The organism is Pseudoalteromonas amylolytica, from assembly GCF_001854605.1.
In the GTDB taxonomy this organism is placed as follows: domain Bacteria; phylum Pseudomonadota; class Gammaproteobacteria; order Enterobacterales; family Alteromonadaceae; genus Pseudoalteromonas; species Pseudoalteromonas amylolytica.
Map to the genome: position 1 here is coordinate 183,795 of NZ_MKJU01000030.1, position 23,912 is coordinate 207,706.

A 23,912-nucleotide genomic window follows, 5' to 3' on the forward strand; every position below is an offset into this window, starting at 1 on the left:
AGCAACTGGCAGTATCAACCAAAATTGCTAGATGGCGCTGCTGTCAGGCAGCATGACCTAGCGGTTAGGCTTGATTTTGCAGCCAATGTAGATAATAACTGACAAGATACTTTCTTTAGGAGTTTACTATGAGATACAAGCACATCAGAGCAGGCGCCGCTGAAGCGTACCACCTAGACGGTGGTGAAGTGACCTCAATTCTTGCCTCAGGCAGTGATACAGATAATCGCGTGTCGATTTTTGATAGTGTGCTCCCTAAAGGTAATGAAGCGCCGTGGCATTATCATGAAATTGATGACGAAATTTTTTATATCATTTCCGGTGAAGTCGAATTTGGTGTCGATAAAGAAGAGCTGATTGCAAAGCCCGGTGACTTAGTAATAGCTGGGCCAAATGTGCCAAGACGGTTTAAAGCTTTGCAAGACAGCAAAGTGCTTGTTATTAACACGCCATCAGGCCCATCGGAAGGCTTTATTAGAGATATTTCTAAGTTTAATCAAGACAACCCGCCAACAGAGTCTGATCGCCAACTATTTGTGCAAAAGTACAAAATACATTTACTTTAGTGTTTTAAAATCAAAGGCTCCATCAGTGATAAAGTACAAGGATTGATTGAGTCATAAAAAATAGCAGGTTATATATGTTTATCATTTCTTTGGCTTATCGTGTGCCACTCTCAGAGGTCGATCGGTTTATTCCAGAGCACATTGACTATCTGAATGAACAGTACCAGCAGGGCCATTTTATTTTGTCAGGTCGCAAAGAACCCAGAACGGGAGGTGTGATCATCTCAACGATAGAAGACCGTCAAAAGTTAAACAACGTGCTGGCCCAAGATCCTTTTTATAGAGAAGGGTTAGCCAGCTATGACATCACTGAAATGGTGCCCACAAAATCTTCTGAGCAGCTGGCGTTTCTGGTATCGAATACAACAGACAACTAGCGTGCTGGGTGGTCATTAGTCGCTAATCGAATTTTCTTAATATATAACTGTATAAATAAACAGTATTTGTGTTATGGTCTCTAATAATTAATAACAATACATAAGGTAGAATAATGTTAATGGATTTAGAGCCCAACGCCCCCAAGGATTTTGATGTCATCATCGGACAGTGGAATGTTAAACATCGCCGCTTAAAGGATATTTTGAATGGTGGCGAACAATGGATTGAATTTGAGGGGCAGTCTTCAACGGTTAAGACCCTTGGTGGGTTTGGTAATGTTGAGGACAATCACTTGCATCTTCCTGATGCTTCAATAAGAGCAAAGGCCATACGTTCTTACAACCCAGAAACCGCACAATGGTCAATTTGGTGGTTAGACGGGCGTAACCCACATAATCTAGACACCCCAGTGGTAGGTAAGTTTGCAAACGGTGTAGGGCACTTTTATGCAGACGAGGTATATAACGGCCAAACAATTAAAGTTAGATTTATTTGGGATTTCACTCATCCTGATGCGCCAAAGTGGGAGCAGGCATTTTCTGCAGATGATGGGAAAACTTGGGAAGTTAACTGGCAAATGGAGTTTACGCCTCGCTGTTAATAGGAGCAAAGCCCCATGAGTGCTGAACGATGGGGCTTTATTGTTGATGTGTAGTCTTAACGGGCTGTCGAGTGTCATACTGCTGCAAGGTGGGTGTAGCTTTTTCAACTTACAATACGTGAATTGAACAGCGGCTACCGAGTAGCCACTACGGAGTAGCCACTACCACGGGCTTGTTAATCGTCCTCTAAGCCTTCTTCCATCAGTTCAATGGCAACGATTTCAGAGCGATTCATGGTGAGTTTATAGCGCTCAAGTTGGGTGCCTTGCTCGGAGGTAAAACGCAACACAAGATTAATTTGATAACGCCGCTCTACAGACTTTTTCGATACCTTTTGCCCATCCAAGGTGTAGAGCTTTCCTGCGCCTTTTTTAAGGTAGCGAACAAATGAAGCCATGTTAAAGGTAAAGCGCTGCTGTACTTCATCATAGCCGGGTAAAAATTCACTGATATTAACTTGGTTCTTACTACAAAAATGCATCAAGTTGGCAGCTTGTTTATTTTGCTGTCTTCTTTGTTTGAGTATTTTTACCACGTCTTTGGGTAGGTCTTTTTTGCGAATATGCTCCAGCCAAATGGTTTGTGAACAGATGATGTCATCACCCACAGAACTTTTAAACTTATTACGCCATTTTGGCCGACCTCTTTGAATTAAGCGCCACGCCCATTGGGTTAAGTCTTCTTTAAAGGTTTCTCTAAGGCCATAGATGGCACCAAGTAAAGCGATCAGCGCAATGGTAACTTCTTGAAAGTTGGAGCGGGCATTGAGTACGATAAACATCACAAATGCCATAATAACGCCGGTCACTAGGCCTTTGACCAACCGCTTCAAATTAAGCGTTAAGTCAATGGTTTGCTTTTTGAATACCACGCCATACTCAATCAATCTCGCAAGCAGCTTCATTTTATTGGTGATCCGATTAGGGTCATCCAATGTTACCTGCGAATTATAGGTTTGCTCTGTTCGGTATTGATTTTCTTGTTGGCAAAACTCAATAAGCACTGCGCGTTCGTCACTAAATTCGCTAGACTTTGGACCATTAGCCAACAGCTTTAAAAAGGCCTGCTCGGTATGCCAGCTGAGGTAGTTATCCGCGTTTTGAAAGTAAGACTTTAGTTTGTTGTCAGGGGGCGTATAGCGGCGCAGCTTTTTCAGCAGACGATCTGTTTGCTCAACCAACATTGCTGCGGCAGGAAAGAATTCTTCAGGCTCTTTCAGTTGCAGTGTGGCTTTCACATCGGAATCAAGCGCGATTTTTATCTGATAACAAAACAGGTTGAGATTGAGTCGATAACCCGTTTTTTGCCCTTTACTTTGACTAATAAAGCGGCTGTGCACCAGCGGCAAATGTAGCTGCTCTGAGTAATAGGCGCTGTGGCTTTCTATATTGGCATTAAAAAAGTCTACTTCATTGAGCGTATTTTCGTTGATCCCCATATCGGTTGGAATGGAAAAATACAGGTCGAGTTGACAGGTCTCTTTGGGTAGGAGTTGGTAGTGGATTTTAAAGGATAGATTTTCATCTTGGCTTAATTGGGCTCTGCTCACGCTATATCATTACCTCCTTAAATGTATACCCGTTCATTTTAGCACAAATCCTTACGTTACATTGGCTTAAGTTTAACATTATGAAGTAAAAAACGTGATTTTTATCTTAAGCGATGATATTAAGTTCAAAGTAACAACAAAGTGACCCACCAAGGAAAACTTATGACACACACATCAAGCGAAACCGATATTAAAGCATTTATAGCGCGGCTAAACAGCGATGCGCTTAACATCGAGTTTGAGCACACTATGGCATTGATTGAGCAACACTACCTTTTTACACCTGTGGCGTTTAGCAATGGCGAGCAGCATAATGAGGCAGGCACTAACCTCGGCTCTTGTAAAATACTGGCGTTTGCACAGTTACACGAGCTTGGCGAGCAAGCAACGTTAAACTGCTTTGGACGCTTTTATCGAGAAGACGTGCTGCAACATCCAGATGGCAGCGATCACGGTAATATTAGAAACTTTATAAAGTTTGGCTGGGATGGCGTGTCGTTTACTGAACCTGCTTTAAAAGCACGTTAGCTTGGGTGTAAGGGTAGATAAGTGGCGATGCCGATAGAGTACAAGTAACACATATATTATGGAAACATATAAACCGCTGAAGCTGCGTACACCAGCGGTTGTTATGTTAGGCAACTTTACTTAGGGTTTTTTGGCATACTTACGCCAAGGTTTAAATGTTCTGAACTTGACGAATTACCACCAACGACTTTTTGGCAAGTTTTTAGGTTTAGTTCTTTCATGTTTCTTTCCTTGTGTTTAAGTAATTACAAACAACAATAAGGGAGCAAGACTTGTTAATTCAAGGTGGGCCCTTATTAGAGACAAAGTTAGCATCGTTTTGGTTGCATGTGAAGTATTGAAAGGTTGAAAATCACTCATTTCATGGCCTCGTTGACCATGTTATTCAGCCCTATTCAAACAAGGGAGGCATAATTGTTAGCGAATGAGGCGTTGAGGCTTGATAATTAGCTATCAAGCCTGATGGATTTTAAACCATATAACTAACTGTCTATTTCTGTTGTACTTTCTTGCGCTCTTGCCGCTTTGGTGAGCTTCACCAGTGCTTTACGTACATCAATGCTCTCTAAGCAGGGATTATCAAACTGTATATAGTAGTTTTTTTCGTTGGCACGCAAGTAACAACCATCGCTCACAAGCGTGGTCATCACCACCTCGTCGCAGTCTATACCATGAATAAGTTTTAAGATAAGGCGGTTGGCATCGCTGTGATCCTCATTCATATGATTAACCATATGGGCTTCATCCTCTAAATCCCATTGTGGAGCTGCCTGATACCATTCGTCTTTTTCAATCCAGAAAATATGACCAAAACCACCAATGTAACGTACTCGTTTAACGTCCATGCGCCAAAGTTGAAAGTCATGCGCTTGGCGGTAGCTTATGGCCTCTGGGTATTGGCGTTCGTAGCGAGTCAACAGAGCATCATGTTCATCGGCAGGCACGGGCGCGGCATCACCTACCACGGTTACGCGGGCATGGGCATTTTGATCCCCTTGTTCGGCGGCGTCAAAAACGGTCGCGCACATTTTACCGTCTTCAGATAAATTGCGAGAATGCTGGGCAATGCCTGCAATGTAAAAAATTAAGCGTCCTTCGTTGTCACTCATAAACGGTGAAACTGAGCCAAACGGATATCCAGCTAAGTTTTTTGATATGGTTGAGATCACGCAAACATTGGATTGTCTGACTAAAGTGCGTGCTTCAAAAGCAGCTTGTTCACGCATGGGTAACTCCTAGTTGTGGTTCCGAAAATATCATGGGTATTTGATAAGTTGGATGCGTTGTTATTTGCATATGTGTTTTATAAATCGGTTGTAATACTGAGGATTGTAAAACCTCTTGGGGTGTGCCGTCATGGCATAGTTGTCCTTTGTTGAGTAGCAATACACGATCAGCGTACAAAGATGTTAAGTTTAGATCATGTAACACGGCAATAACGATATTACCTTGTTTGGCAAATGCCTTGGCTTTACTGAGCGTGAGGTGCTGGTGGTGCATATCAAGGGCTGATGTGGGTTCATCCAGTAGCATTAGTTTACCCTTAGTATCAGCCTTATGGGCATTGAGTTGTGCCAAACAGCGTGCGAACTGTACCCGTTGGAATTCACCACCCGAGAGCGCTGTAACATCTCGTAGCGCCAGCTTTTCAAGGGCTAATTGAGCAATGAGTTGCTCAACCACTTGGGTTTGCTCATGTATTGATTCATGATAGGGGTAGCGGCCCATTGCGATAAGCTCCTCGGTGCTAAATGAAAAGTTAACGCGATTGTTTTGTAATAGCACAGCACGCTTTTGTGCCAAGGTCTGCTCATCAAAACTTTGTATAGGTTGCTCGTCGATTTTTATCTGACCTGAAAACGAGATATCGTTACAAATGGCGCTTAATAGCGTTGATTTACCCGCACCATTTTCACCCAGCAGCACAATCAACTCACCGTTATTTGCTTTCAAGTTGATATTGTTCAAGATAGGTCTGCAACCGCGCTCAATCGAGACATTGTGACAGCTAAGCATGTTGACCTCGCTTTTGTTTTAACAGTTGATAGATAAAAAATGGGCTACCAAAGAGTGCTGTGACAATGCCTATGGGTAATTCAGAAGGTGCAACAATCAATCGTGACACCCAATCTGCAAGCAACATGGCAACGCAGCCAAGTAAAATACTCAGTGGTAACATGCGCTTTAAATCAGGCCCCACCAACAACCGCGCGATATGTGGCACAAGCAGGCCAACAAAACCAATCATGCCAGACAGCGCCACCGCGCCTCCTACACCCAGTGCCACGATAAACACAATTTCTGATTTTAGCCGTTTAACGTTAACACCTAAGTGGCGGGCTTCAAGCTCTCCTAGCATTAAGACATTAATTTTTTTACGGCGTACAAATAGCGAATAGATACTTAATAGAATTAAGGGTGCGCCATATTGCATCGCAGGCCAGTTTGCGCCACCCAAAGATCCCATTTGCCAATAAGTCATTAAACGCAGCGAGCTGTCGTCGGCAAAAAAGCTAAACAAGCCAATAATTGCCATGGCCATCGCGTTGATTGCCACACCTGCCAACAATAACGTGGTGATTTGCACCTGACCATGGTGATTAGAAATCTTGTAAATCAGCGTTGTGACGGCCAGTGCGCCTAAAAATGCAGCAGGTGCCACCATGGCTTCGTGAACAAAGCTGACTTGTGCCGATAGTGCTATGACTGACACCGCGCCAACCGCAGCACCACCTGTGATACCCATCAGACTCGGGTCGGCGAGCGGGTTTCTGCATAGTGCCTGGGTTGCCGCGCCTGCGCTGGCAAGCATAGAACCGACTAAAATTGCCAGTAGTAGCCTTGGCAGACGAATTTGTGTCATGACAGTCAGGTGTAGTGGCTGTACATCGCTAGTCATTGAATCGGGTAACAACCAGACAATAGGCATTTTCCAATCCCAACCAAGTGCACCACTGCTAAGCGATAACCAAGCGAGTAGCCCTAGCAGCGTACAACTGAACCAATACCATTGTACATAGCGTTTGGTGTCAACGAATGTAGATGCCAAAGTGCTCATAACATCTCTCGTTGAAAGGCACTAAGTTGAGCGATGGCCTCAGGCAAGCGAGAAGTCATGCCAATTGAGATAAGTGAGTCCATCACCAGTAAACGACATTCTTGTGCCGCGCTTAGCAGTGCAAGGGCGGGCAATTGACAAAACTTTTCCGCTCCGCCGAGCGATTCGACCGTATGACTAGGGGCGACGATAAAGTCTGGGTTAGCGCTCACCAGCGACTCAATATTGTAAGGCTTGAATCCTGCCTCAGTAGCCAAGTTCTCAATGCCGGTGTAACCGAACAGAATATCGGGCACCGTATCTGTGCCCGCCACTAACACACCTCGTTCACTGGCAGAGAGAATAAACATCGCCTTATTGTGCGTTGGTGCAGCTTTGTCAGGGAGTTGCTGTTGTAACTTACGAATGAGTGCTCTGGCATTGTGTTGTTTATTCAGGTCATTACCTAGTCGCTCGATAAGGGCAAACAATTCTTTTACTTGTGTTGGCTTGGGGTAGTGAGTTACACGCACGCCTGTGCTTCTAAGCTGGGTAAGTACTTCGGGGCGGCCACTGCCTTCAAGTGTTAAAACCAGTGTCGGTGATTGTGATAACACGCCTTCGGCTGCTAAATCACGATAATAGCCAACTTTAGGCAGTGATTGTGCACGAGCAGGAGAGGTACTTGAGGTATCAATTGCAACCACTTGGTCACCTGCACCAATTGCAAAAACAATGTCTGTCAGTGTACCGCCGGCTATCACGACTCGCTCAGCGTGAACTGTAAAGCTTTGGCTGAATAAAGCAATGAACAGATATAAACGTAATTTCATACAGGACCTTTTTAGTTGTCATTAAATAGAGCGCTAAACATTAGGCCTTAAGCCATGAGCGCACTTAGGTTACGAGTGTATGAGCGAATAATACCGAATACGCAGACTCAAATCTACACAAATATACAAATGATAACTATTTTTATTTGCAATTAAATGTAAGGGCTTTTATAGTGCAAAAATAATGAAGCGTTCCCTTTTTGAGGTATTTACAGATGATATTAAAACACACGGCAATTTCATTGGGCATTCTAGTCGCTTGGTCGGGGGCACCCAGTGTACAAGCCGAAGAATTTGAGAAAAATAAGGAGGTGATCGTTGTCACCGGTTCGCGTATAGAGCAAGCCTTGGGTAATGTTGCTGGCAGTGTAAGTGTTGTCACCGAGCAAGACTTGAAAGAGGAGCTTGCAATCGACCTTAACACAGCATTTCGTTATCAAACAGGAGTCAGCGCAACAGGCAGTGCCGGACAGGCGCAAGCGCTGAATATAAGAGGTATGGGCGGCAATCGAGTGGTCTATATTAAAGATGGCCGCAGAGTTAATGACGCCTATGAGGGTGGACAAGGGCTGCTGGTTGGCCGTGGCTATTTAGATGTCGATGGTATTCGTCAAATAGAAGTGGCAAAAGGTGCGGCGTCATCGCTTTATGGTTCTGATGCGCTCGGTGGCATTGTGGTGATCACCACCAAAACGCCAAGCGACTATCTAAACGCTCGTGAGCAGTATACGAGTGTGCAAGCTGGATTTAATGGCTTAAGTGATGAAGCGTCACTTTCGGGTGTATTTGCAAAGCGCTTTGGTGATAATGCCACTTCAATTCAACTGACCCGCCGTGAAGGTAAAGAAACGCAAAATTATCATGAAACGCTCCCTGAATTTGATTATCAAAGTACGGCATTAATCTTAAAGTCTGAACATGATTTGACAGATACCAGCACGCTATTGGCCTCGGTGGATTATTTTGCGCAAGAAACCGAACAATTAATTGACCGTGGTACTCATGAAACCCTAGATGACAATAGCAATGTGTCACTCTCATTGGGGTATAAAAGTACACACCCAGTGCAGGTCTATGACAACCTAGACGCACTGGTTTATGTCACAAACTTTGAACAGCAGAGCGATCAGCTACGCGCTGGTAATGGACGTACAGGCTCATATATCGATCACAACGATTATCGTTTTGAACAGCAAATATTGGGGGCCAAACTGGTACTAGATAAAGCGTGGGCAACAGGCAGCATCAATCACCAGTTTGTATATGGCCTAGACTTTGAGCGTTATGACACGATACGTCCACGTACAAAATCACGTTTTGATGTATCTGGACAAAATGTGTTTGCAGGTGAGCCACAAAAGGCTTTTCCGGGGGCTGATACCGATATGCTGGGAATATTTGTGCAAAACAACGCGGCATTAATGGCAGACACGCTTGATTTGCAAATAGCACTGCGCTGGGACAGATTCGATATGCGTGCCAAGCGCAGTGATTTATACAGCACTGAATTTAAAGATATCGACGAAACCGCGTTTTCACCAAAAGTTGGCCTCGTTTATACACTGACTGACAACTTGCGTATGTATGCACAGTACGCAGAAGGGTTTAAGATCCCACCGCATGATCAAGCATACCAAAGCCATGGTGTAGAGCCATTCTATCAAATATTGCCCAATGCAGAGCTAGATTCTGAGTACAGCAAAGGTGTAGAGCTGGGCTTGCGTGGTGATTTTGACGATCACCAGTTTGTGCTTACTACCTTCAAGACACAGTTTGATGGTTTTATTGCTTCTGAGTTGGTGCGCAGCGAGGCCACCCGTATTCCTGGTGTGAACAAAGCTTACTACCAATATCGAAATTTGTCTGATGTTGAGATAGAAGGAGTAGAGGCTTCCTATAGCATTTGGTTGAACGATCAGTTTGCCGTTGATGGTGGTATCACATATGTAGATGGCAAAGATAAGGTGAATAATACTTACCTAGAATCGATTAGCCCGTTAAATGGCTACGTTAAGGCCAAATATGACGTCGGTGACTTGTCGGTGACGGCAGCACTTAGAGCGGCGCAAAAGATGGACAAAGTACCAGATGCTAGTAATGCGCAAACCCATGGTTGGGGCAGTGTAGACTTATTTGCACAATATCGTATTGGCCGCTGGCAGCTAAATGGCGGGTTATTTAACGTATTTGATAAGCAGTTTACGCTATATAATAATGTGGCGGGTCAAAATGCAGCGGATGATTTGAGCCAATATACGCAGCCTGGTCGCCATTTTGCGGTAAATATTAAGTTTACGCTGTAAGTAATATATAGTGGAGGTGAGCTTTGTTTAATAGCCACCTCTATTTGTGTACTCCATATACTTTATACACATTTGGCGCTGTGAGTGCCGTTGTAAGTGCGCACAATTCAACTCTTGAGGCGAGAAAAGTCAATTCTTACTTGCATTGTTGAAAAAAACTCGTACAATTCCCCAGCTTCCCAATAGTGGGAAGTAAATCTTATTAATGAAAACAGTCAATCTATTCAGAGGACGGTATGGTAACTATTCGTTTGCAACGTGGTGGCGCTAAAAAGCGTCCTTTCTATCAAATTGTGGTTGCGGATAGCCGTTTCTCGCGTGACGGTCGTTTCATCGAGAAAGTAGGTTTCTTTAACCCTATCGCTGCTGGTCAAGAAGAAAAACTTCGTCTAGACCTTGCCCGTGTTGATCACTGGGTAGGTCAAGGTGCAGGTCTTTCTGATCGTGTAGCTAAGTTAGTTAAAGACGCTCGTAAAGCGGCTTAATAGGCGTAAGTGTAACCATGAGTCAAGAAAACACCACGATTATTGTAGTAGGTAAGCTTGGTGCCCCTTATGGTATTAAGGGCTGGCTTAAGGTGCATTCATTTACTGATGATCCCCAAGGGATCTTCGATTTCAGCCCATGGTTGATAGGGCAACAAGGTAAATGGCAAACCCTTGAAGTAAGCGACTGGCGTCGCCACAACAAGGGCTTTATCGCCAAGTTTGCGCAAGTAAACGACAGAGACCAAGCAATGGCTTTAACCAATGCTGAAATTTCTGTAGATGCTGCGCAACTGCCAGAATTACCCGAAGGGGAGTTCTATTGGCGAGATCTCATCGGCATGTCTGTTGTAACCGATAAAGGTTACGACTTAGGACAAGTTGATGACTTGATGGAGACAGGCTCAAATGACGTTTTGGTTGTTAAAGCAAACAAAAAAGATGCATTTGGTCAGTCTGAGCGTTTGATTCCTTTTTTAACTGATTCAGTGATTAAAGAAGTTAAACACGAAGACAAACAAATTATTGTTGATTGGGATCCTAGCTTTTAATGAGCCAGGAAGACTCGTTGCAACAACATTCGCTATGGGTAGGAGTGATTTCACTGTTTCCTGAAATGTTTGATGCAATAACCCAACAAGGCGTTACAGGCCGCGCAGTTAAAAACGGTTTAATCGATTTTAACTGTTGGAATCCACGAGACTATGCCACTGATAAGCATAGGACTGTAGATGACAGACCTTACGGCGGTGGTCCTGGTATGTTGATGATGGTTGAACCATTACAACAAGCAATACTTGCAGCTAAAGCAGCCGCAGGTGAAAACGCTAAAGTAATTTATATGTCCCCTCAAGGGCGAAAACTAGATCAACAAGGCGCGGCCGAATTGGCCAAGTCAGAAAAATTGATTTTAGTAGCTGGTCGCTACGAAGGTATAGACGAGCGGATCATCGAGTCTCATGTAGACGAAGAATGGTCCATCGGTGATTTTATCCTCAGCGGGGGTGAACTACCGGCCATGACATTAATTGATGCAGTAGCGCGATTAGTGCCAGGGGTGTTAGGTCATAACCAATCTGCGGAGCAAGATTCATTTTCGGATGGCTTGTTAGATTGCCCTCACTATACTCGGCCAGAAACATTGGATGGCAAACGGGTACCTGCTGTATTACTCAGTGGTAACCACCAAGAGATAGCCAAATGGCGCACTAAGCAGTCATTAGGTAGAACTTGGTTACGACGTCCAGACTTGTTGCGTAACCTAGCTCTGACTGAGGAGCAAGCGACACTACTCGCTGAATTTCAGCACGAGTACCAAAAAGCTTGTGGCTAGAAGACAGTTACACCTAGGAATGTGAGAAATAAAATGGCAAAAGTAAACCAAAATATTATTAAAGAGCTTGAAGCTGAACAGCTAAAGCAAGACGTACCTGCGTTCGGCGCTGGTGACACAGTTGTTGTACAGGTACGCGTAAAAGAGGGTAACAAAGAGCGTCTACAGGCCTTTGAAGGTGTTGTAATCGCTAAGCGTAACCGTGGTCTACACTCAGCTTTCACAGTTCGTAAAATCTCGAGCGGTGAAGGTGTTGAGCGTGTATTCCAAACGCACAGCCCACTTGTAGATAGCATTGCAGTTAAGCGTCGTGGTGCGGTTCGCCGTGCTAAGCTTTACTACTTGCGTGAGCGTTCAGGTAAATCAGCACGTATTAAAGAGAAACTTAACTAATACGCGCGTTTACCACGCAAAAAAAAACAGGCCACTCATTGAGTGGCCTGTTTTGGTTTGTAACCCTGAAAATTTCATCTAACATAAAGTGGCTTTGCGCTTTTATCCTCCTTACTATCTTGGTAGACTCTCTGTATCATATTTTTTACTGCTGTAATTTTATCTTTACACCTTGTGGCGAGCGTAATGGATTTAAATGAATTAAGACAAGGTATCGACGAGTGCGATACCGAGCTAGTTAACTTATTGGCAAAACGCCGTGCTTTGACCGAGCAGGTCGGGGTTATCAAGCAACAAACGGGCGCGCCGTTACATGCACCAGAGCGAGAGGCACAGCTGATCGCATCAAGACGTGAACAAGCGCAAAACCTGAATGTAAATCCTGATTTGGTAGAAGATATTCTGCGCAGAATGATGCGTGAGGCATATGAAAATCAACAAGGCAGGCTGGCGTGTGTTGCTCCAGAGCTATCCCCCGTCGTGATTGTTGGTGGTAAAGGCGCTATGGGTCAGCTGTTTGCAAAGCAGCTTGAACGCTCAGGCTATGAAGTTAGAATTTTGGATAGGGAAGAGCAGGCTCAGGCTGGTGCTTTGTTAGCGGATGCTAAGTTGGTGCTGATCAGTGTGCCTATCAATGCTATCGAAGAGGTCGTCAACCATCTGCCTACTTTACCCGAAGATTGTATTTTGGCTGATATTACCTCGGTAAAACAACAGCCACTCAAGGTTTTGTTAAACAAGCATAGTGGGCCTGTGGTTGGGTTACATCCTATGTTTGGCCCTGATATCTCCCACTGGGTAAAGCAAACCATAGTTGTGTGCGAAGGGCGTGCTCATGAGAGATGTACAGGCTTGTTAGAGCAGCTCAGTGTTTGGGGAAGTCAATTGGTTGAAATAGATGCCAAGAAACATGACCAAGCCATGCAAATCATTCAGGTTATGCGACATTTGACCACGTTTGTATATGGTCAGTTTTTATCTAAGCAGTGTCATACGTTGGAAGAGCTACGAAGCTGTTCGTCACCTATCTATCAGTTAGAATTAATGATGGTAGGGCGACTGTTTGCACAATCCCCTGAATTATACTCGGACATTATGCTTGCGCAATTTGACGATGTTGAAGGACTACTTGCTAGCTACCAAGAAACCTTTGCCAGTACCTTAGAGAAGCTAAAAATGGGGGATAAGAGCGCACTTATCGAGGCATTTAGCCAGGCAAAGCATTACTTCTCCGACAGTGCCGCGCAGTTTTTAACACAAAGCCGTGGTTTATTGAACAAAGCCAATGATGCCAAAGTGTTGGATTAACTCGTGTGAAGAGACTTCTCCGATGAGAGATGTTTTTCAGAGGAGTTCGAAAGACGAATGTCAACAACGAAGTATCAAGCTCAAGCAAAGGAAGGTTTACTCCCTTTGCTTGGCAATTACTAAAATCGATTAACCTACCTCAACCGCCTTGATTGATTCGCTTTGATAGCAGCCTAAGATGCGCACATACTGGGTATGGTCCTTAAGCTCTTCCAGTGCTCTTTGCACATCTGGTGATGAAAGGTTAGCCACAAGGTCAACGTAAAAGACTTCTTCCCAAGGGTTACCAGGCACAGGGCGAGACTCAAGTTTCACCATATTAATGTTGTGTTGTTTAAATACCATTAATGCATCAGCCAGTGAACCCACTTGCTGTTTGGTCGCCATTATCAGGCTGGTTTTGGTTGGAATTTGTGTAGATACTTGTAGCGCTTTGCGTGCCACGACAATGAACCGACTATGGTTTTCGGCCTGATTGGCTAAGCCTGTTTTGATAACTTCAAGGCCAATATCTCTGCCCGCCTGTGCAGATCCAATAGCTGCACTATTTGGCGTATTCAAGGCGCTTTGTAGTGCGCTTGATGTTGAGTCGCACGTTTCGTGTAAGACATCGCCCAAGCCTTGAACAAACTTACTACATTGGGCAAAAGGTTGTGGATGCGCAAATAGTTTATTCACCTCTTTGAGCTGTGTATCTGGCAAAGCGAGCAGGCAGTGTTCAACGGTATGTGTTACTTCACCTACAATTGATACTTGGGCGTGCTGTAGTAAGTCAAACACTTCGTTGATACTGCCAGAGCTGGTGTTCTCTATCGGCAGTAGGCCAAAGTCTGCTTGACCTTTTTCCACTTGTTCGGTGATTTGCTCAAAACTCTGACAGCCCATCTCAATAAGCTTGCCAGGTCTGCGACTAAAATACTTATGACAGGCTAGTTGACTGTAGGAACCAGGGCCCCCTAAGTAGGCTACACGGTGGGTGTCACCCACAGCTTCTGGGTTTAAGCTTTTTTGTAGTAATGCTTGTTGGTTTAAAACCGAGTCTTCAAGAATGATCTGAAAAACATTATTGATATAAAACGCATCTAGCCCCAGTGATTTGCCATAACTTATCAGTTTTTCCAGCAGAATTTGTTCGCGATGCTCGTCACGAATAGGCTTCTGGTTGGCTATTTTATATTCAAGTACGCTGTAGCTTATGCGGCGGCGTTTGGCTAATAGGATTAACAGTTCGGAGTCAATCTCGTTTATGTCGCTACGCAGTGCGTTTAATGTATCTTCAGTCATAGGTCCTCATTCCCATTGGCAAAAAAAAACCTCCCAGTTGGGAGGCTTACTATTTGGTGTTACGCGCAAACAGACAAGCCTCCTCACCGAAAGAAGCTAAAAAAGAAAAATGCGTAAATGCGTGTAACAATTGAATTCATGTTTAAACTTTTAAGGATAATATTAAGTAGTCCGAGTACATTATTAACATACTTTAATTTGTTTCCACAAGTATTAGTTTTGTAAAAGGCGTATTAAAAACTTATTTAAGCTTGTTTGAGGCTTTATGGGCTTGGCGTCTGCGTTAAGTATCTGTTATATTTGTTCGATTAAAAGTTTTAAAAATAACAACTAATATAAGGGTTTAGCTGTGGTCAATCGCCGACCCCCTTCACGATTTGGAATACACTCGCTCAGTGTTAAGTTATCTGTACTTATCTCGGCAGTGTGCGTGATCGCGGGAATTTTTGCTGCGGCACTTATGCTGAAATCTGAAGAACGACAACTGATCCACGAAGAGTATAATGAACTTAGACGTGTGAGTAATCAGCTTATTTTACAGTTCAATCATCACCTTGAGCACAAAACAAATCTAGCAGAGCAAGCAAATGCCATCGTGGCGAAGGAGTTGTATTCAGAAGTCAGTAGCACCATTGACGCGCCGTTTATCGAAATTAAGCGAGACGAAGGCGTATACACCAGCACCGCAAGCAATGGTTTATCAGCGGCACAGCTGACGTCGGATGCGAAATTGGCTGAACAGCATAAGCAGCTATTTGCTCAGTCTGAATCTTTATGGAATGTAATAGCCCCGCCATTACTGCAAGATTTCTTCAATTTTTATTTATACACCAAAGACGATTTTGTGCGAGTTGCGCCGCCGAATGTGTTGATTAATCAAATTGATAGGCAAAAGGTGCTCAATGCGCACATTTTACCTATGCTCAGAGAAGAACTTAATCCAACTAGAGAAGCTCTGTGGTCGGATGTTCACTTCGATAAGGTTTGGAATAAGTGGGTGATTAGCGTGCTAGTGCCACTATATCACAAAGATGAATATCTTGGTTTCACAGGCTCAGACATCGAAGTAAACCATATGTTGGCGCAGATACTCCCTCTTGATGAGCATCAAGGCTACGTTATCTTCAGTGCTCAAGGTGAAATTATTGCGGCGCCAAGCCTAGGAAAAGCAGCATTACACGGTCATGATACCGAAAAAGCATCGGAGTTATTTCCGGCGTTGAACAAGGTTTTTCAACCGGTATTATCTTCTAAGCTGGCAGAGTACCAAGGTGAGTTTGAACGCGATGGACAAGGCCATATCATCAATATTACAGCGTTGAAAAAACTGGGTTGGTATATTGGCACCTACAAAAAACGAGATTTTACACTTTCCACCATTCAAGCGTTAAAAGTAAAGCTATTTGGGTTGTTTATTCTGTACGCGGTGTTTGTTGCACTGCTGTTGCACCAAGTGTTATATCAATTAGTTTTAAGTCGTATCAATGCGTTGCTCGGGGCTGTATCTGGGTTTGGTAAAGGGCAATGGGAGACGCCAAACTTGCCCAGTAGCAACGATGAAATAGGCTTATTGAATGATGCCTTCAACAAAATGAGTGGTGAAATCAAAGCACTAGTAGGTGGTTTGAACCAACGTATACAAGAAAAAGAAAAAGCAGAGAAGCAAGCTAATCGGTTATCAAAGGCGGTATCTTTCTCTGGTACTGCGGTGGCCATTACCAATGGTAATTTTGAAATTGAATACGTAAACCCAAAGATGATCGAAATGACAGGGTTCGAAGAAGAGCGATTTATCCATGCTCCGCTTTTGAGCATTATTTCATCGGATATGGCCATTTTAGTTGATGATATAGATATAGACTTGAGAAGCCGCAATTATTGGCGTGGAGATACTGTGTTAGAAGGGGCAGGTGTTGATCCTATCTGGGTTAGTTTGAGCATTTCACCGATACGTGAAGCTGATGGCACTATCTCAAGTTATGTGGCGTCAGCACAAGATATTTCGTTTGTTAAAGAAAGTCAGCGAAAAATGGAAGAGTTGGCTTATTTTGATACACTGACTGGGCTCGCAAATAGAACGTTTTTTAGAATGCAGCTGCGCAAATCGATGGCCTTGGCTGGTCGCGGTCATTATGCGTTTGCGCTGTTTTATTTTGATTTGGATGAATTCAAACGCATCAATGATACTTTAGGCCATGACGCTGGAGACAGACTTTTAGTAGAAGTTGCTGAGAGACTAAAGAACCGTTTACGAGCAGAGGATACCATAGCGCGCTTAGGTGGCGATGAGTTTGCTGTGCTGCTAAGTGGTATCGACAGCCGTGATAACGCAATGGAAGTGGCACACATTATCCAGCGGACTATCAATAAACCAATCAAGCTTGGCAATAACGAAGTGATAGTTAGTGCCAGTATTGGTATCACGATGGCACCGTTTGATAGTCAAGAAGAAGAACAGTTACTGAAACATGCCGACTTGGCGATGTATGAAGCAAAGGCCAAGGGGCGCAATACCTTTCACTTTTATTCACAAGAGCTGGATGCAGCCGCTAATGAAAGACTGTTTATCGAAAATGAATTGCGCATTGCCCTTAAAGCAAAGCAATTTAAGCTGCATTACCAGCCACAGGTTAACAGCCAGACCTTAGAAGTGATAGGGTATGAAGCTCTTATCAGATGGTATCACCCAGAAAAGGGTTATATCCCGCCCGATAAATTTATTCATATTGCAGAGGCAACCGGCATGATTGTGGAACTCGGCGAGTGGGTCATTGAAGAAGCATGTCGTTTTTCTATGCAATTACAAACACTCGGACAAGCGGGCAATATGTCGATTAATTTGTCAGCGCGGCAGTTTAAAGACGACCGTTTAATAAGCACCCTGTCCGATGTGCTAGAACGCACACAAATGCCACCGCATTTACTTCACTTAGAGCTCACTGAAAGTATGCTAATGGGTGATGTTGAAGCGGCGATAACACAATTGCATGAAATCAAGAAATTGGGTGTGGCTTTGTCGATTGACGATTTTGGCACAGGCTATTCATCGTTAAGTTATTTGAAACGCTTCCCAGTAGATATGCTTAAAGTTGACCGCTCATTTGTACAAGATATACCTGAGGATCAAAATGATATGGAGATCACAGCTGCGATAATCGCAATGGCCCAAAAACTTAAGCTTCAAGTGGTCGCTGAGGGAGTAGAAACGCAGGAGCAAATGGAGTTCCTACAAAAGAATAACTGCTTTATTGTACAAGGCTATTTTTATAGTCCACCCATTAAAGCATCTGAAGTTCATAGCTTTTACCAAAGCCTGCAACATCAGTCGTGACCAGAATAGCCAGTTATCCGCAGCAGAAGTTAATTAATTGACCGAAAATATGTAATAACTGGCTTTAGAGCACAGCTAAGCTTTTATTCACCGATGCAATCGCATAAAATGCTCCGCTATTGTGTTTGGAGGTAGTAGTCAGTATGCGTGTAGCATTAGGTATCGAATATAACGGTGCGAATTATAGTGGTTGGCAAAGACAGTCACATGTAAACAGTATTCAGCAAGAATTAGAAACCGCATTATCGCGGATCTGTAACCATCCTATCGATATCGTTTGTGCCGGTCGTACTGATGCAGGTGTTCATGCTACAGGTCAAGTTGTGCACTTTGATACCCATGCTCAGCGTGATATGAGTGCCTTTACCTTAGGTCTCAACTCTCAGTTACCCGATGACATAGCCATCCGCTATGCGCAACAAGTAGATGATGAATTTCACGCTCGTTTTAGTGCTACGGCGAGACGATATAGGTATGTCATTTATAATCATCCATTTCGCCCAGGTATTTTACGCAGTGGCGTGACGCATTATCACCACCAACTGGATGAAAAACTCATGCAGGCGGCGTGCCCTGCAATGATAGGTGAACAAGACTTTACTTCTTTTCGTGCTGTACATTGTCAATCCAATACTCCGTTTCGCAACATCCATCACCTCAATGTGGAACGTGTAGGGAACTATGTGGTGATAGATATAAAGGCTAATGCATTTTTACATCATATGGTCCGTAACATCACAGGCTGTTTGATAGACATTGGCATTGGTAAAGAGTCTCCCGATTGGATGCAGCACTTACTTGATATTAAAGATAGAACGCAAGCAAGCGCAACGGCTAAGCCAAATGGCTTATATTTAGTAGACGTAGATTATCCAGAGAAATGGGAGATCCCTTCGACACCGTTGGGGCCGCTGTTTTTACCTGAATAAATAGTTTTCAGAGAATGTAATAATATCGGACTACTAAGACCAGTTTTTTATATCTCTGATAACTAATTCATGTTTTAATTAGGAAAATTTGTCTGTATAGATACAGACTAGCGACACAGATTAGCAATAAGAGAGTTGCCATGAGTTGGTTAGAAAAAATCTTACCTAAGACCACAAAATCGTCAGGTAAAAAAGAGATCCCTGAGGGTGTTTGGGCTAAATGTACAGATTGTGATTCTATTTTATACAAAGCAGAATTAGAAAAGTCTTTGAATGTATGTCCTAAGTGTGATCATCACATGCGTTTGAGTGCGAGAAAACGTCTTGAGTTATTTTTGGATGACGCAGATCGTCAAGAATTAGGAGCGCATCATGAGCCAAAAGATGTACTCAAGTTTAAAGACTCAAAAAAGTACTCAGATCGAATCACGGCAGCGCAAAAGGTAAGCGGTGAAAAAGATGCATTAGTAGCAATGAAGGGTCGCCTAAAGGGCATGCCTGTTGCGGCGGTTTCTTTTGAATTTGCTTTTATGGGTGGTTCAATGGCATCAGTTGTTGGTGCTCGCTTTGTTGACGCCGTTGATGAGTGTTTAGCGCACAATATGCCGCTAATATGCTTTTCAGCATCGGGTGGTGCGCGCATGCAAGAAGCCCTTATGTCTTTAATGCAAATGGCTAAAACCAGTGCTGCACTTGCTAAAATGTCAGAGCGTGGTTTACCGTTTATCTCTGTTTTGACTGACCCGACTATGGGTGGGGTATCAGCGTCACTAGCAATGCTAGGTGATATTAATGTTGCTGAGCCAAAAGCACTTATTGGTTTCGCAGGCCCTCGTGTTATCGAACAAACAGTACGTGAGACGTTACCTGAGGGCTTCCAGCGCAGTGAGTTCTTACTTGAACACGGCGCTATTGATATGATTGTCGACCGTAGAGAAATGCGTGACACCTTGGCACGTGTTTTAGCTAAGTTTATGAACTTGCCTTCTACCGAACAAGAGCATAGAGTAGCGTAAATTTTTTAATTGAAGCTATTTTATCAATGACAGTTAAGACTCCTAGCCAATCATCTAGCCTTGATGATTGGCTTTGTTATTTAGAGGGTGTTCACCCTGCAAACATTGAAATGGGTTTGGAGCGTGTAAAACATGTTGCCGAACGCACCCAGTTACATAATACGCCAAGTAAAATTATCCTCATTGGTGGAACCAATGGCAAAGGCACAACAGCACGTTGTTTAGAATCGTTATTGCTTGCCCAAGGCCATAGCGTTGGTACATACGCCTCACCACACTTAGTTCGATACAATGAGCGTGTACGCATAAATGGCGCGCAGCTTGGTGATCAGGACCATGTTGACGCTTTTCATATGCTAGAGCAGGGTAGAGGCGAGACACAACTGACTTATTTTGAATATGGCACACTCGGCGCTCTGGCTATTTTTAAGCGCTATGCAGTGGACTTTATTCTACTGGAAGTCGGTCTCGGTGGTCGTTTTGATGCAACTAATATTGTCACACCTTATGCCAGTGTAATAACGACGATAGATTTAGATCATAAAGAATATCTGGGTGATACCCGAGAGCTTGTAGGGTATGACAAAGCAGGCATTTTCAGAGCTGCTACACCCGCTATTGTGGGTGACTTAGATATTCCTCACACTGTGACTGACTACGGTAATGAAATCAATGCAGATATGGTGCTAGCAAATAGAGACTTTAGCCATACTGTGACTGAGCAAGGATTCAAGTGGCATTATCAAAATTATTGCTATGAATTTGCCACGCCAGCTATTCCAATGCAGAATGTGGCCACAGCTTTGACTACATTGGCAAAGCTTGAGCTATTACCAAGTGAACAGCTGATCCGCTCATGTTTGTCACAATTGCAAGTTGAAGGGCGCTTTCAACAGCTCAGCGAATCGCCTAAAGTTTATACGGATGTGGCACATAACCCTGAATCAGCACGATATTTGCGGCAAAAGCTGGCATCATTTAAGGAACGAGGGTTTAAAATCCATGCATTAATCGCTATGCTTGCAGACAAGGAAAAAGCAAACGTTATCCAAGAAGTCTCTGATGTGATTGATGTTTGGTCGTGCGCTTCATTGCATGGGCCAAGAGCGGAGCAAGCCAAGAACTTGCAAGCTTTGGTGGTACAGCATACACAAACAGAGTGCTTGGGATATGACAACGTGACGGTGGCATTGGACAATATAATAGCCACACAGAACGATGATACTGTGTTAATTATATTTGGTTCATTTCTCACGGTGGCTGACGCCATTAAATATTGGCAAAAATAGAGAGTAGTAAAGTGGATTCAGGATTTATAAATCGCTTAGTGGGTACCAGTATTGTTGTGGTAGCCGCCATAATTTTTATTCCTAATATTCTTGATGGTGAAAAAGTTCACTATAAAGAGGGGTTTAAAGCTATTCCTGAGCGTCCTGAATTCACTACTGTTGATTTACAAAGCGTCATTGATGAAAGAGCTGAATTGGCGCCTGAGGTTAAAGGTACGCCAGTTGAAGACATCGCCTCAGACGACCAGCAGTTTGTAGCCGCCAGCACCGATGATGGACTTTCAAAAACGCAAAATGTATCGTCAGCAGAACCTACTATAACTAAGGCAAAACAGCCCGACAGTCAGCCAAAAGCTGCACCAAAAGCTTCAGCGCCTAAACGAAGTGCAGACTCAAACCTAACGAGTATGGCCTATGTGATACAACTAGGAAGCTTTTCGCATAAACCTAATGTGGATGCGCTCGTTGAAAAGTTGACCAGTAATGGCTTCAAAGCGTTCACCCGTCCGGTACAAACCCCGAATGGCACACTGACAAAAGTCTTCGTCGGGCCTGATTTAAATAAAGCTAAACTTGAAGCTAAGTTACCAGAATTAAAGAAATTAACTAAGCTAAACGGCCGTTTGACACAATTCGAAATTGCAAAATGATCTGGTAATTGCCCTACGGCTCTTATAGAATGCGCCCCAAATTAACGACTTATTGGTTTATATGAACTGGGTTGATTACACAATTCTTGGTATTGTCGGTTTATCGACATTCTTCGGATTAATTCGTGGCTTTGTAAAAGAAGCTATGTCATTAGCCGTTTGGATTGGTGCCTTTTTCATCTCCAGCTTATTTTATCAATATCTAGCAACCTTCCTAACTCCCATTTCAGAACCCCTTTTAAGAAATGCAGCCGCAATAACCATATTATTTTTTGCGACCTTACTGTTGGGCGGGTTTGTTAACTATATTTTAGGTGAGATTGTGCAACGCACAGGCTTGACCGGTACCGATCGGATCTTCGGACTCGTATTTGGTGCGTTACGGGGCGTGTTGGTCGTAAGCGCCTTATTGTTTTTTCTCGATGCATTCACCGGTGCGCCAAGTACGCAGTGGTGGCCAGCATCAACTTTGATCCCTGAATTTGGCTTTGTTATAGAGTGGTTTTTTACCTACCTAGAACATAACTCTAGCTTTTTGAATTCAGTAAACCGTTAATCGGCGAGGAAATTTTAATGTGTGGTATCGTTGGGATAGTCGGAAAGTCTCCTGTTAATCAGGCGATCTATGATGGCTTAACTGTTTTGCAGCACCGTGGCCAAGATGCGGCAGGTATTATTACCATTGACAACAATACGTTTAGTTTGCGTAAAGCAAATGGCTTAGTGAAGGATGTATTTCATACTCGTCACATGAAGCGACTACAGGGCAGCATCGGTATCGGCCATGTGCGTTATCCTACAGCGGGTTCTTCAAGCTCGGCAGAAGCGCAGCCTTTCTATGTTAACTCACCGTTCGGTATTGCGCTTGCGCATAACGGTAACTTGACCAACGCGGAAGCATTGAAAGAGCGTTTGTTCACTTTGGCTCGCCGTCATGTTAACACCACATCGGATTCAGAAATTCTACTGAATATCTTAGCCCATGAGCTTGGTAAGTCAGAAAAAATGAAGCTTGATGCTGAAGATATGTTTGCTGCCATCAATGAAGTGAACAGCCTAGCAACAGGTGGTTATGCAAGTATTGCGATGATCATCGGCCATGGTATTTTAGCGTTTAGAGACCCAAGCGGTATTCGCCCATTAGTATTTGGTAAGCGTGAGACTGAGCAGGGAACAGAATATATGTTCGCCTCAGAGAGCGTTGCTCTAAAAATAGATGGTTATGATTTTGTACGTGATGTTGCACCAGGTGAAGCGATTTACGTGACAGAAGACGGTGAGTTCCATTCACAGCTGTGTGCTAAACAGACGACACACGCACCGTGTATTTTTGAGTTTGTTTATTTTGCGCGTCCAGATTCAGTGATCGATAAAATGTCTGTATACGCAACTCGCGTAAATATGGGTACCAAGCTTGGCGAGAAAATTGCCAGAGAGTGGTCAGACAAAGAAATTGACGTGGTTATTCCTATTCCAGAAACATCATGTGATATCGCACTAGAGATTGCATCAGTGCTTGATTTGCCGTATCGTCAAGGCTTTGTGAAAAACCGCTACATCGGTCGTACCTTCATTATGCCAGGCCAAGAAATGCGTAAGAAGTCTGTACGCCGTAAGCTCAATGCTATCGACAGCGAATTCAAAGGCAAGAATGTTCTGCTGGTTGATGATTCGATTGTACGTGGCACAACCTCTGCGCAAATCGTAGAGATGGCACGTGAAGCCGGCGCAAAGAATGTGTATTTTGCATCCGCAGCACCTGAGGTACGCTTCCCGAATGTTTATGGTATTGATATGCCATCAGCCGCTGAGTTAATTGCTCATGGTCGTGAAGTGGAAGATATCAATGCGAGCATTGGTTCTGATGGTCTAATTTATCAATCATTACCTGATCTAATCGCTGCTGTACGTGAAGAAAACCCAGAAATTACCCGTTTTGAAACGTCAGTGTTTGATGGTCAATACATCACAGGTGATATCGATCAAAACTATCTAAACCGCGTCGATGCATTGCGTAACGATTCTGCAAAATCGACACGTGAAAAAGCAATGTCTGCGAGTTTAGAATTACATAATCAAGAGGCGGGAGAGGAGTGAT

The 23,912-nt window shown here is 43.7% G+C and carries 23 protein-coding genes; 17 read left to right on the top strand and 6 right to left on the bottom strand.

Going from position 1 to position 23,912, the window contains the following annotated elements; genetic code table 11:
* Positions 1-128: 128 nt before the first annotated feature.
* The 3 genes from BET10_RS16720 to BET10_RS16730 all read left to right on the top strand — a co-directional run bounded on the left by BET10_RS16720 (position 129) and on the right by BET10_RS16730 (position 1,545).
* A complete protein-coding gene (locus tag BET10_RS16720; protein WP_070986730.1) occupies positions 129-566 on the top strand; it encodes a cupin domain-containing protein in 438 nt (145 codons plus the stop codon).
* Between the two features lie 74 nt (positions 567-640).
* Positions 641-943: a YciI family protein gene (locus tag BET10_RS16725; protein ID WP_070986731.1), complete on the top strand. Its 303-nt coding sequence runs from the start codon at positions 641-643 to the stop codon at positions 941-943.
* 119 nt (positions 944-1,062) lie between these two features.
* Positions 1,063-1,545, top strand: coding sequence for a DUF1579 domain-containing protein (locus tag BET10_RS16730; RefSeq protein WP_096348964.1), 483 nt, complete (start codon positions 1,063-1,065; stop codon positions 1,543-1,545).
* Positions 1,546-1,721: 176 nt separating this feature from the next.
* Here the strand turns inward: BET10_RS16730 and BET10_RS16735 are convergent, their stop codons facing one another.
* Positions 1,722-3,095, bottom strand: coding sequence for a hypothetical protein (locus BET10_RS16735; protein ID WP_070986733.1), 1,374 nt, complete (start codon positions 3,093-3,095; stop codon positions 1,722-1,724).
* A gap of 162 nt (positions 3,096-3,257) precedes the next feature.
* On the opposite strand from BET10_RS16735, the gene BET10_RS16740 reads away from it, so the two are divergent.
* Complete coding sequence (locus tag BET10_RS16740) at positions 3,258-3,623, top strand: HopJ type III effector protein (RefSeq protein WP_070986734.1); 366 nt, start codon at positions 3,258-3,260, stop codon at positions 3,621-3,623.
* Between the two features lie 482 nt (positions 3,624-4,105).
* Here BET10_RS16740 and BET10_RS16745 read toward each other — a convergent pair whose 3' ends face one another.
* From BET10_RS16745 to BET10_RS16760, 4 genes are read right to left on the bottom strand one after another with little or no spacing between them, the layout of a single operon-like run.
* On the bottom strand, positions 4,106-4,849 hold the full coding sequence (locus BET10_RS16745; protein ID WP_070986735.1) for a HugZ family pyridoxamine 5'-phosphate oxidase: 744 nt from the start codon (positions 4,847-4,849) through the stop codon (positions 4,106-4,108).
* Positions 4,842-5,591, bottom strand: coding sequence for a heme ABC transporter ATP-binding protein (locus tag BET10_RS16750; RefSeq protein ID WP_240503712.1), 750 nt, complete (start codon positions 5,589-5,591; stop codon positions 4,842-4,844). Before BET10_RS16750 ends, BET10_RS16745 begins: the two co-directional genes overlap by 8 nt.
* A 40-nt stretch (positions 5,592-5,631) precedes the next feature.
* The gene (locus BET10_RS16755) at positions 5,632-6,681 is read right to left on the bottom strand and encodes a FecCD family ABC transporter permease (protein WP_083330588.1); all 1,050 of its coding nucleotides are present in this window, start codon (positions 6,679-6,681) and stop codon (positions 5,632-5,634) included.
* Positions 6,678-7,493, bottom strand: a complete 816-nt coding sequence (locus BET10_RS16760; RefSeq protein ID WP_070986737.1) for a heme/hemin ABC transporter substrate-binding protein — start codon at positions 7,491-7,493, stop codon at positions 6,678-6,680. Before BET10_RS16760 ends, BET10_RS16755 begins: the two co-directional genes overlap by 4 nt.
* A 215-nt stretch (positions 7,494-7,708) precedes the next feature.
* On the opposite strand from BET10_RS16760, the gene BET10_RS16765 reads away from it, so the two are divergent.
* The 6 genes from BET10_RS16765 (at position 7,709) to tyrA (ending at position 13,315) form a co-directional block, all read left to right on the top strand.
* Entirely contained in the window at positions 7,709-9,796 is a 2,088-nt protein-coding gene (locus BET10_RS16765) for a TonB-dependent receptor domain-containing protein (RefSeq protein ID WP_070986738.1), read from the top strand.
* 236 nt (positions 9,797-10,032) lie between these two features.
* Positions 10,033-10,281 (top strand): 30S ribosomal protein S16, encoded by a 249-nt coding sequence (gene rpsP, locus BET10_RS16770; RefSeq protein WP_010382415.1) that lies wholly within the window; start codon positions 10,033-10,035, stop codon positions 10,279-10,281.
* Between the two features lie 17 nt (positions 10,282-10,298).
* The gene (rimM, locus tag BET10_RS16775; RefSeq protein WP_070986739.1) at positions 10,299-10,832 is read left to right on the top strand and encodes a ribosome maturation factor RimM; all 534 of its coding nucleotides are present in this window, start codon (positions 10,299-10,301) and stop codon (positions 10,830-10,832) included.
* On the top strand, positions 10,832-11,614 hold the full coding sequence (gene trmD, locus BET10_RS16780; RefSeq protein WP_070986740.1) for a tRNA (guanosine(37)-N1)-methyltransferase TrmD: 783 nt from the start codon (positions 10,832-10,834) through the stop codon (positions 11,612-11,614). The genes rimM and trmD overlap by 1 nt, the downstream gene beginning before the upstream one ends.
* Before the next feature lie 33 nt (positions 11,615-11,647).
* Positions 11,648-12,007 (top strand): 50S ribosomal protein L19, encoded by a 360-nt coding sequence (rplS, locus tag BET10_RS16785; protein ID WP_070986741.1) that lies wholly within the window; start codon positions 11,648-11,650, stop codon positions 12,005-12,007.
* 186 nt (positions 12,008-12,193) lie between these two features.
* A complete protein-coding gene (gene tyrA, locus BET10_RS16790) occupies positions 12,194-13,315 on the top strand; it encodes a bifunctional chorismate mutase/prephenate dehydrogenase (RefSeq protein ID WP_239032235.1) in 1,122 nt (373 codons plus the stop codon).
* A gap of 129 nt (positions 13,316-13,444) precedes the next feature.
* Here the strand turns inward: tyrA and BET10_RS16795 are convergent, their stop codons facing one another.
* Positions 13,445-14,599 (bottom strand): chorismate mutase, encoded by a 1,155-nt coding sequence (locus BET10_RS16795; protein WP_070986743.1) that lies wholly within the window; start codon positions 14,597-14,599, stop codon positions 13,445-13,447.
* Between the two features lie 349 nt (positions 14,600-14,948).
* Between BET10_RS16795 and BET10_RS16800 the strand changes: the two genes are divergently transcribed.
* The 7 genes from BET10_RS16800 (at position 14,949) to purF (ending at position 23,911) form a co-directional block, all read left to right on the top strand.
* Positions 14,949-17,930, top strand: coding sequence for an EAL domain-containing protein (locus BET10_RS16800; RefSeq protein WP_070986744.1), 2,982 nt, complete (start codon positions 14,949-14,951; stop codon positions 17,928-17,930).
* A 143-nt stretch (positions 17,931-18,073) separates the two neighbouring features.
* Positions 18,074-18,859, top strand: a complete 786-nt coding sequence (gene truA / locus BET10_RS16805; RefSeq protein WP_070986745.1) for a tRNA pseudouridine(38-40) synthase TruA — start codon at positions 18,074-18,076, stop codon at positions 18,857-18,859.
* A gap of 140 nt (positions 18,860-18,999) precedes the next feature.
* The gene (accD, locus tag BET10_RS16810) at positions 19,000-19,875 is read left to right on the top strand and encodes an acetyl-CoA carboxylase, carboxyltransferase subunit beta (RefSeq protein ID WP_070986746.1); all 876 of its coding nucleotides are present in this window, start codon (positions 19,000-19,002) and stop codon (positions 19,873-19,875) included.
* Between the two features lie 26 nt (positions 19,876-19,901).
* On the top strand, positions 19,902-21,164 hold the full coding sequence (folC, locus tag BET10_RS16815; RefSeq protein WP_070986747.1) for a bifunctional tetrahydrofolate synthase/dihydrofolate synthase: 1,263 nt from the start codon (positions 19,902-19,904) through the stop codon (positions 21,162-21,164).
* 11 nt (positions 21,165-21,175) lie between these two features.
* A complete protein-coding gene (locus BET10_RS16820; protein WP_070986748.1) occupies positions 21,176-21,814 on the top strand; it encodes an SPOR domain-containing protein in 639 nt (212 codons plus the stop codon).
* A 61-nt stretch (positions 21,815-21,875) separates the two neighbouring features.
* Entirely contained in the window at positions 21,876-22,370 is a 495-nt protein-coding gene (locus tag BET10_RS16825; RefSeq protein WP_070986749.1) for a CvpA family protein, read from the top strand.
* A 17-nt stretch (positions 22,371-22,387) separates the two neighbouring features.
* The gene (purF, locus tag BET10_RS16830; RefSeq protein WP_070986750.1) at positions 22,388-23,911 is read left to right on the top strand and encodes an amidophosphoribosyltransferase; all 1,524 of its coding nucleotides are present in this window, start codon (positions 22,388-22,390) and stop codon (positions 23,909-23,911) included.
* Position 23,912 lies beyond the last annotated feature (1 nt).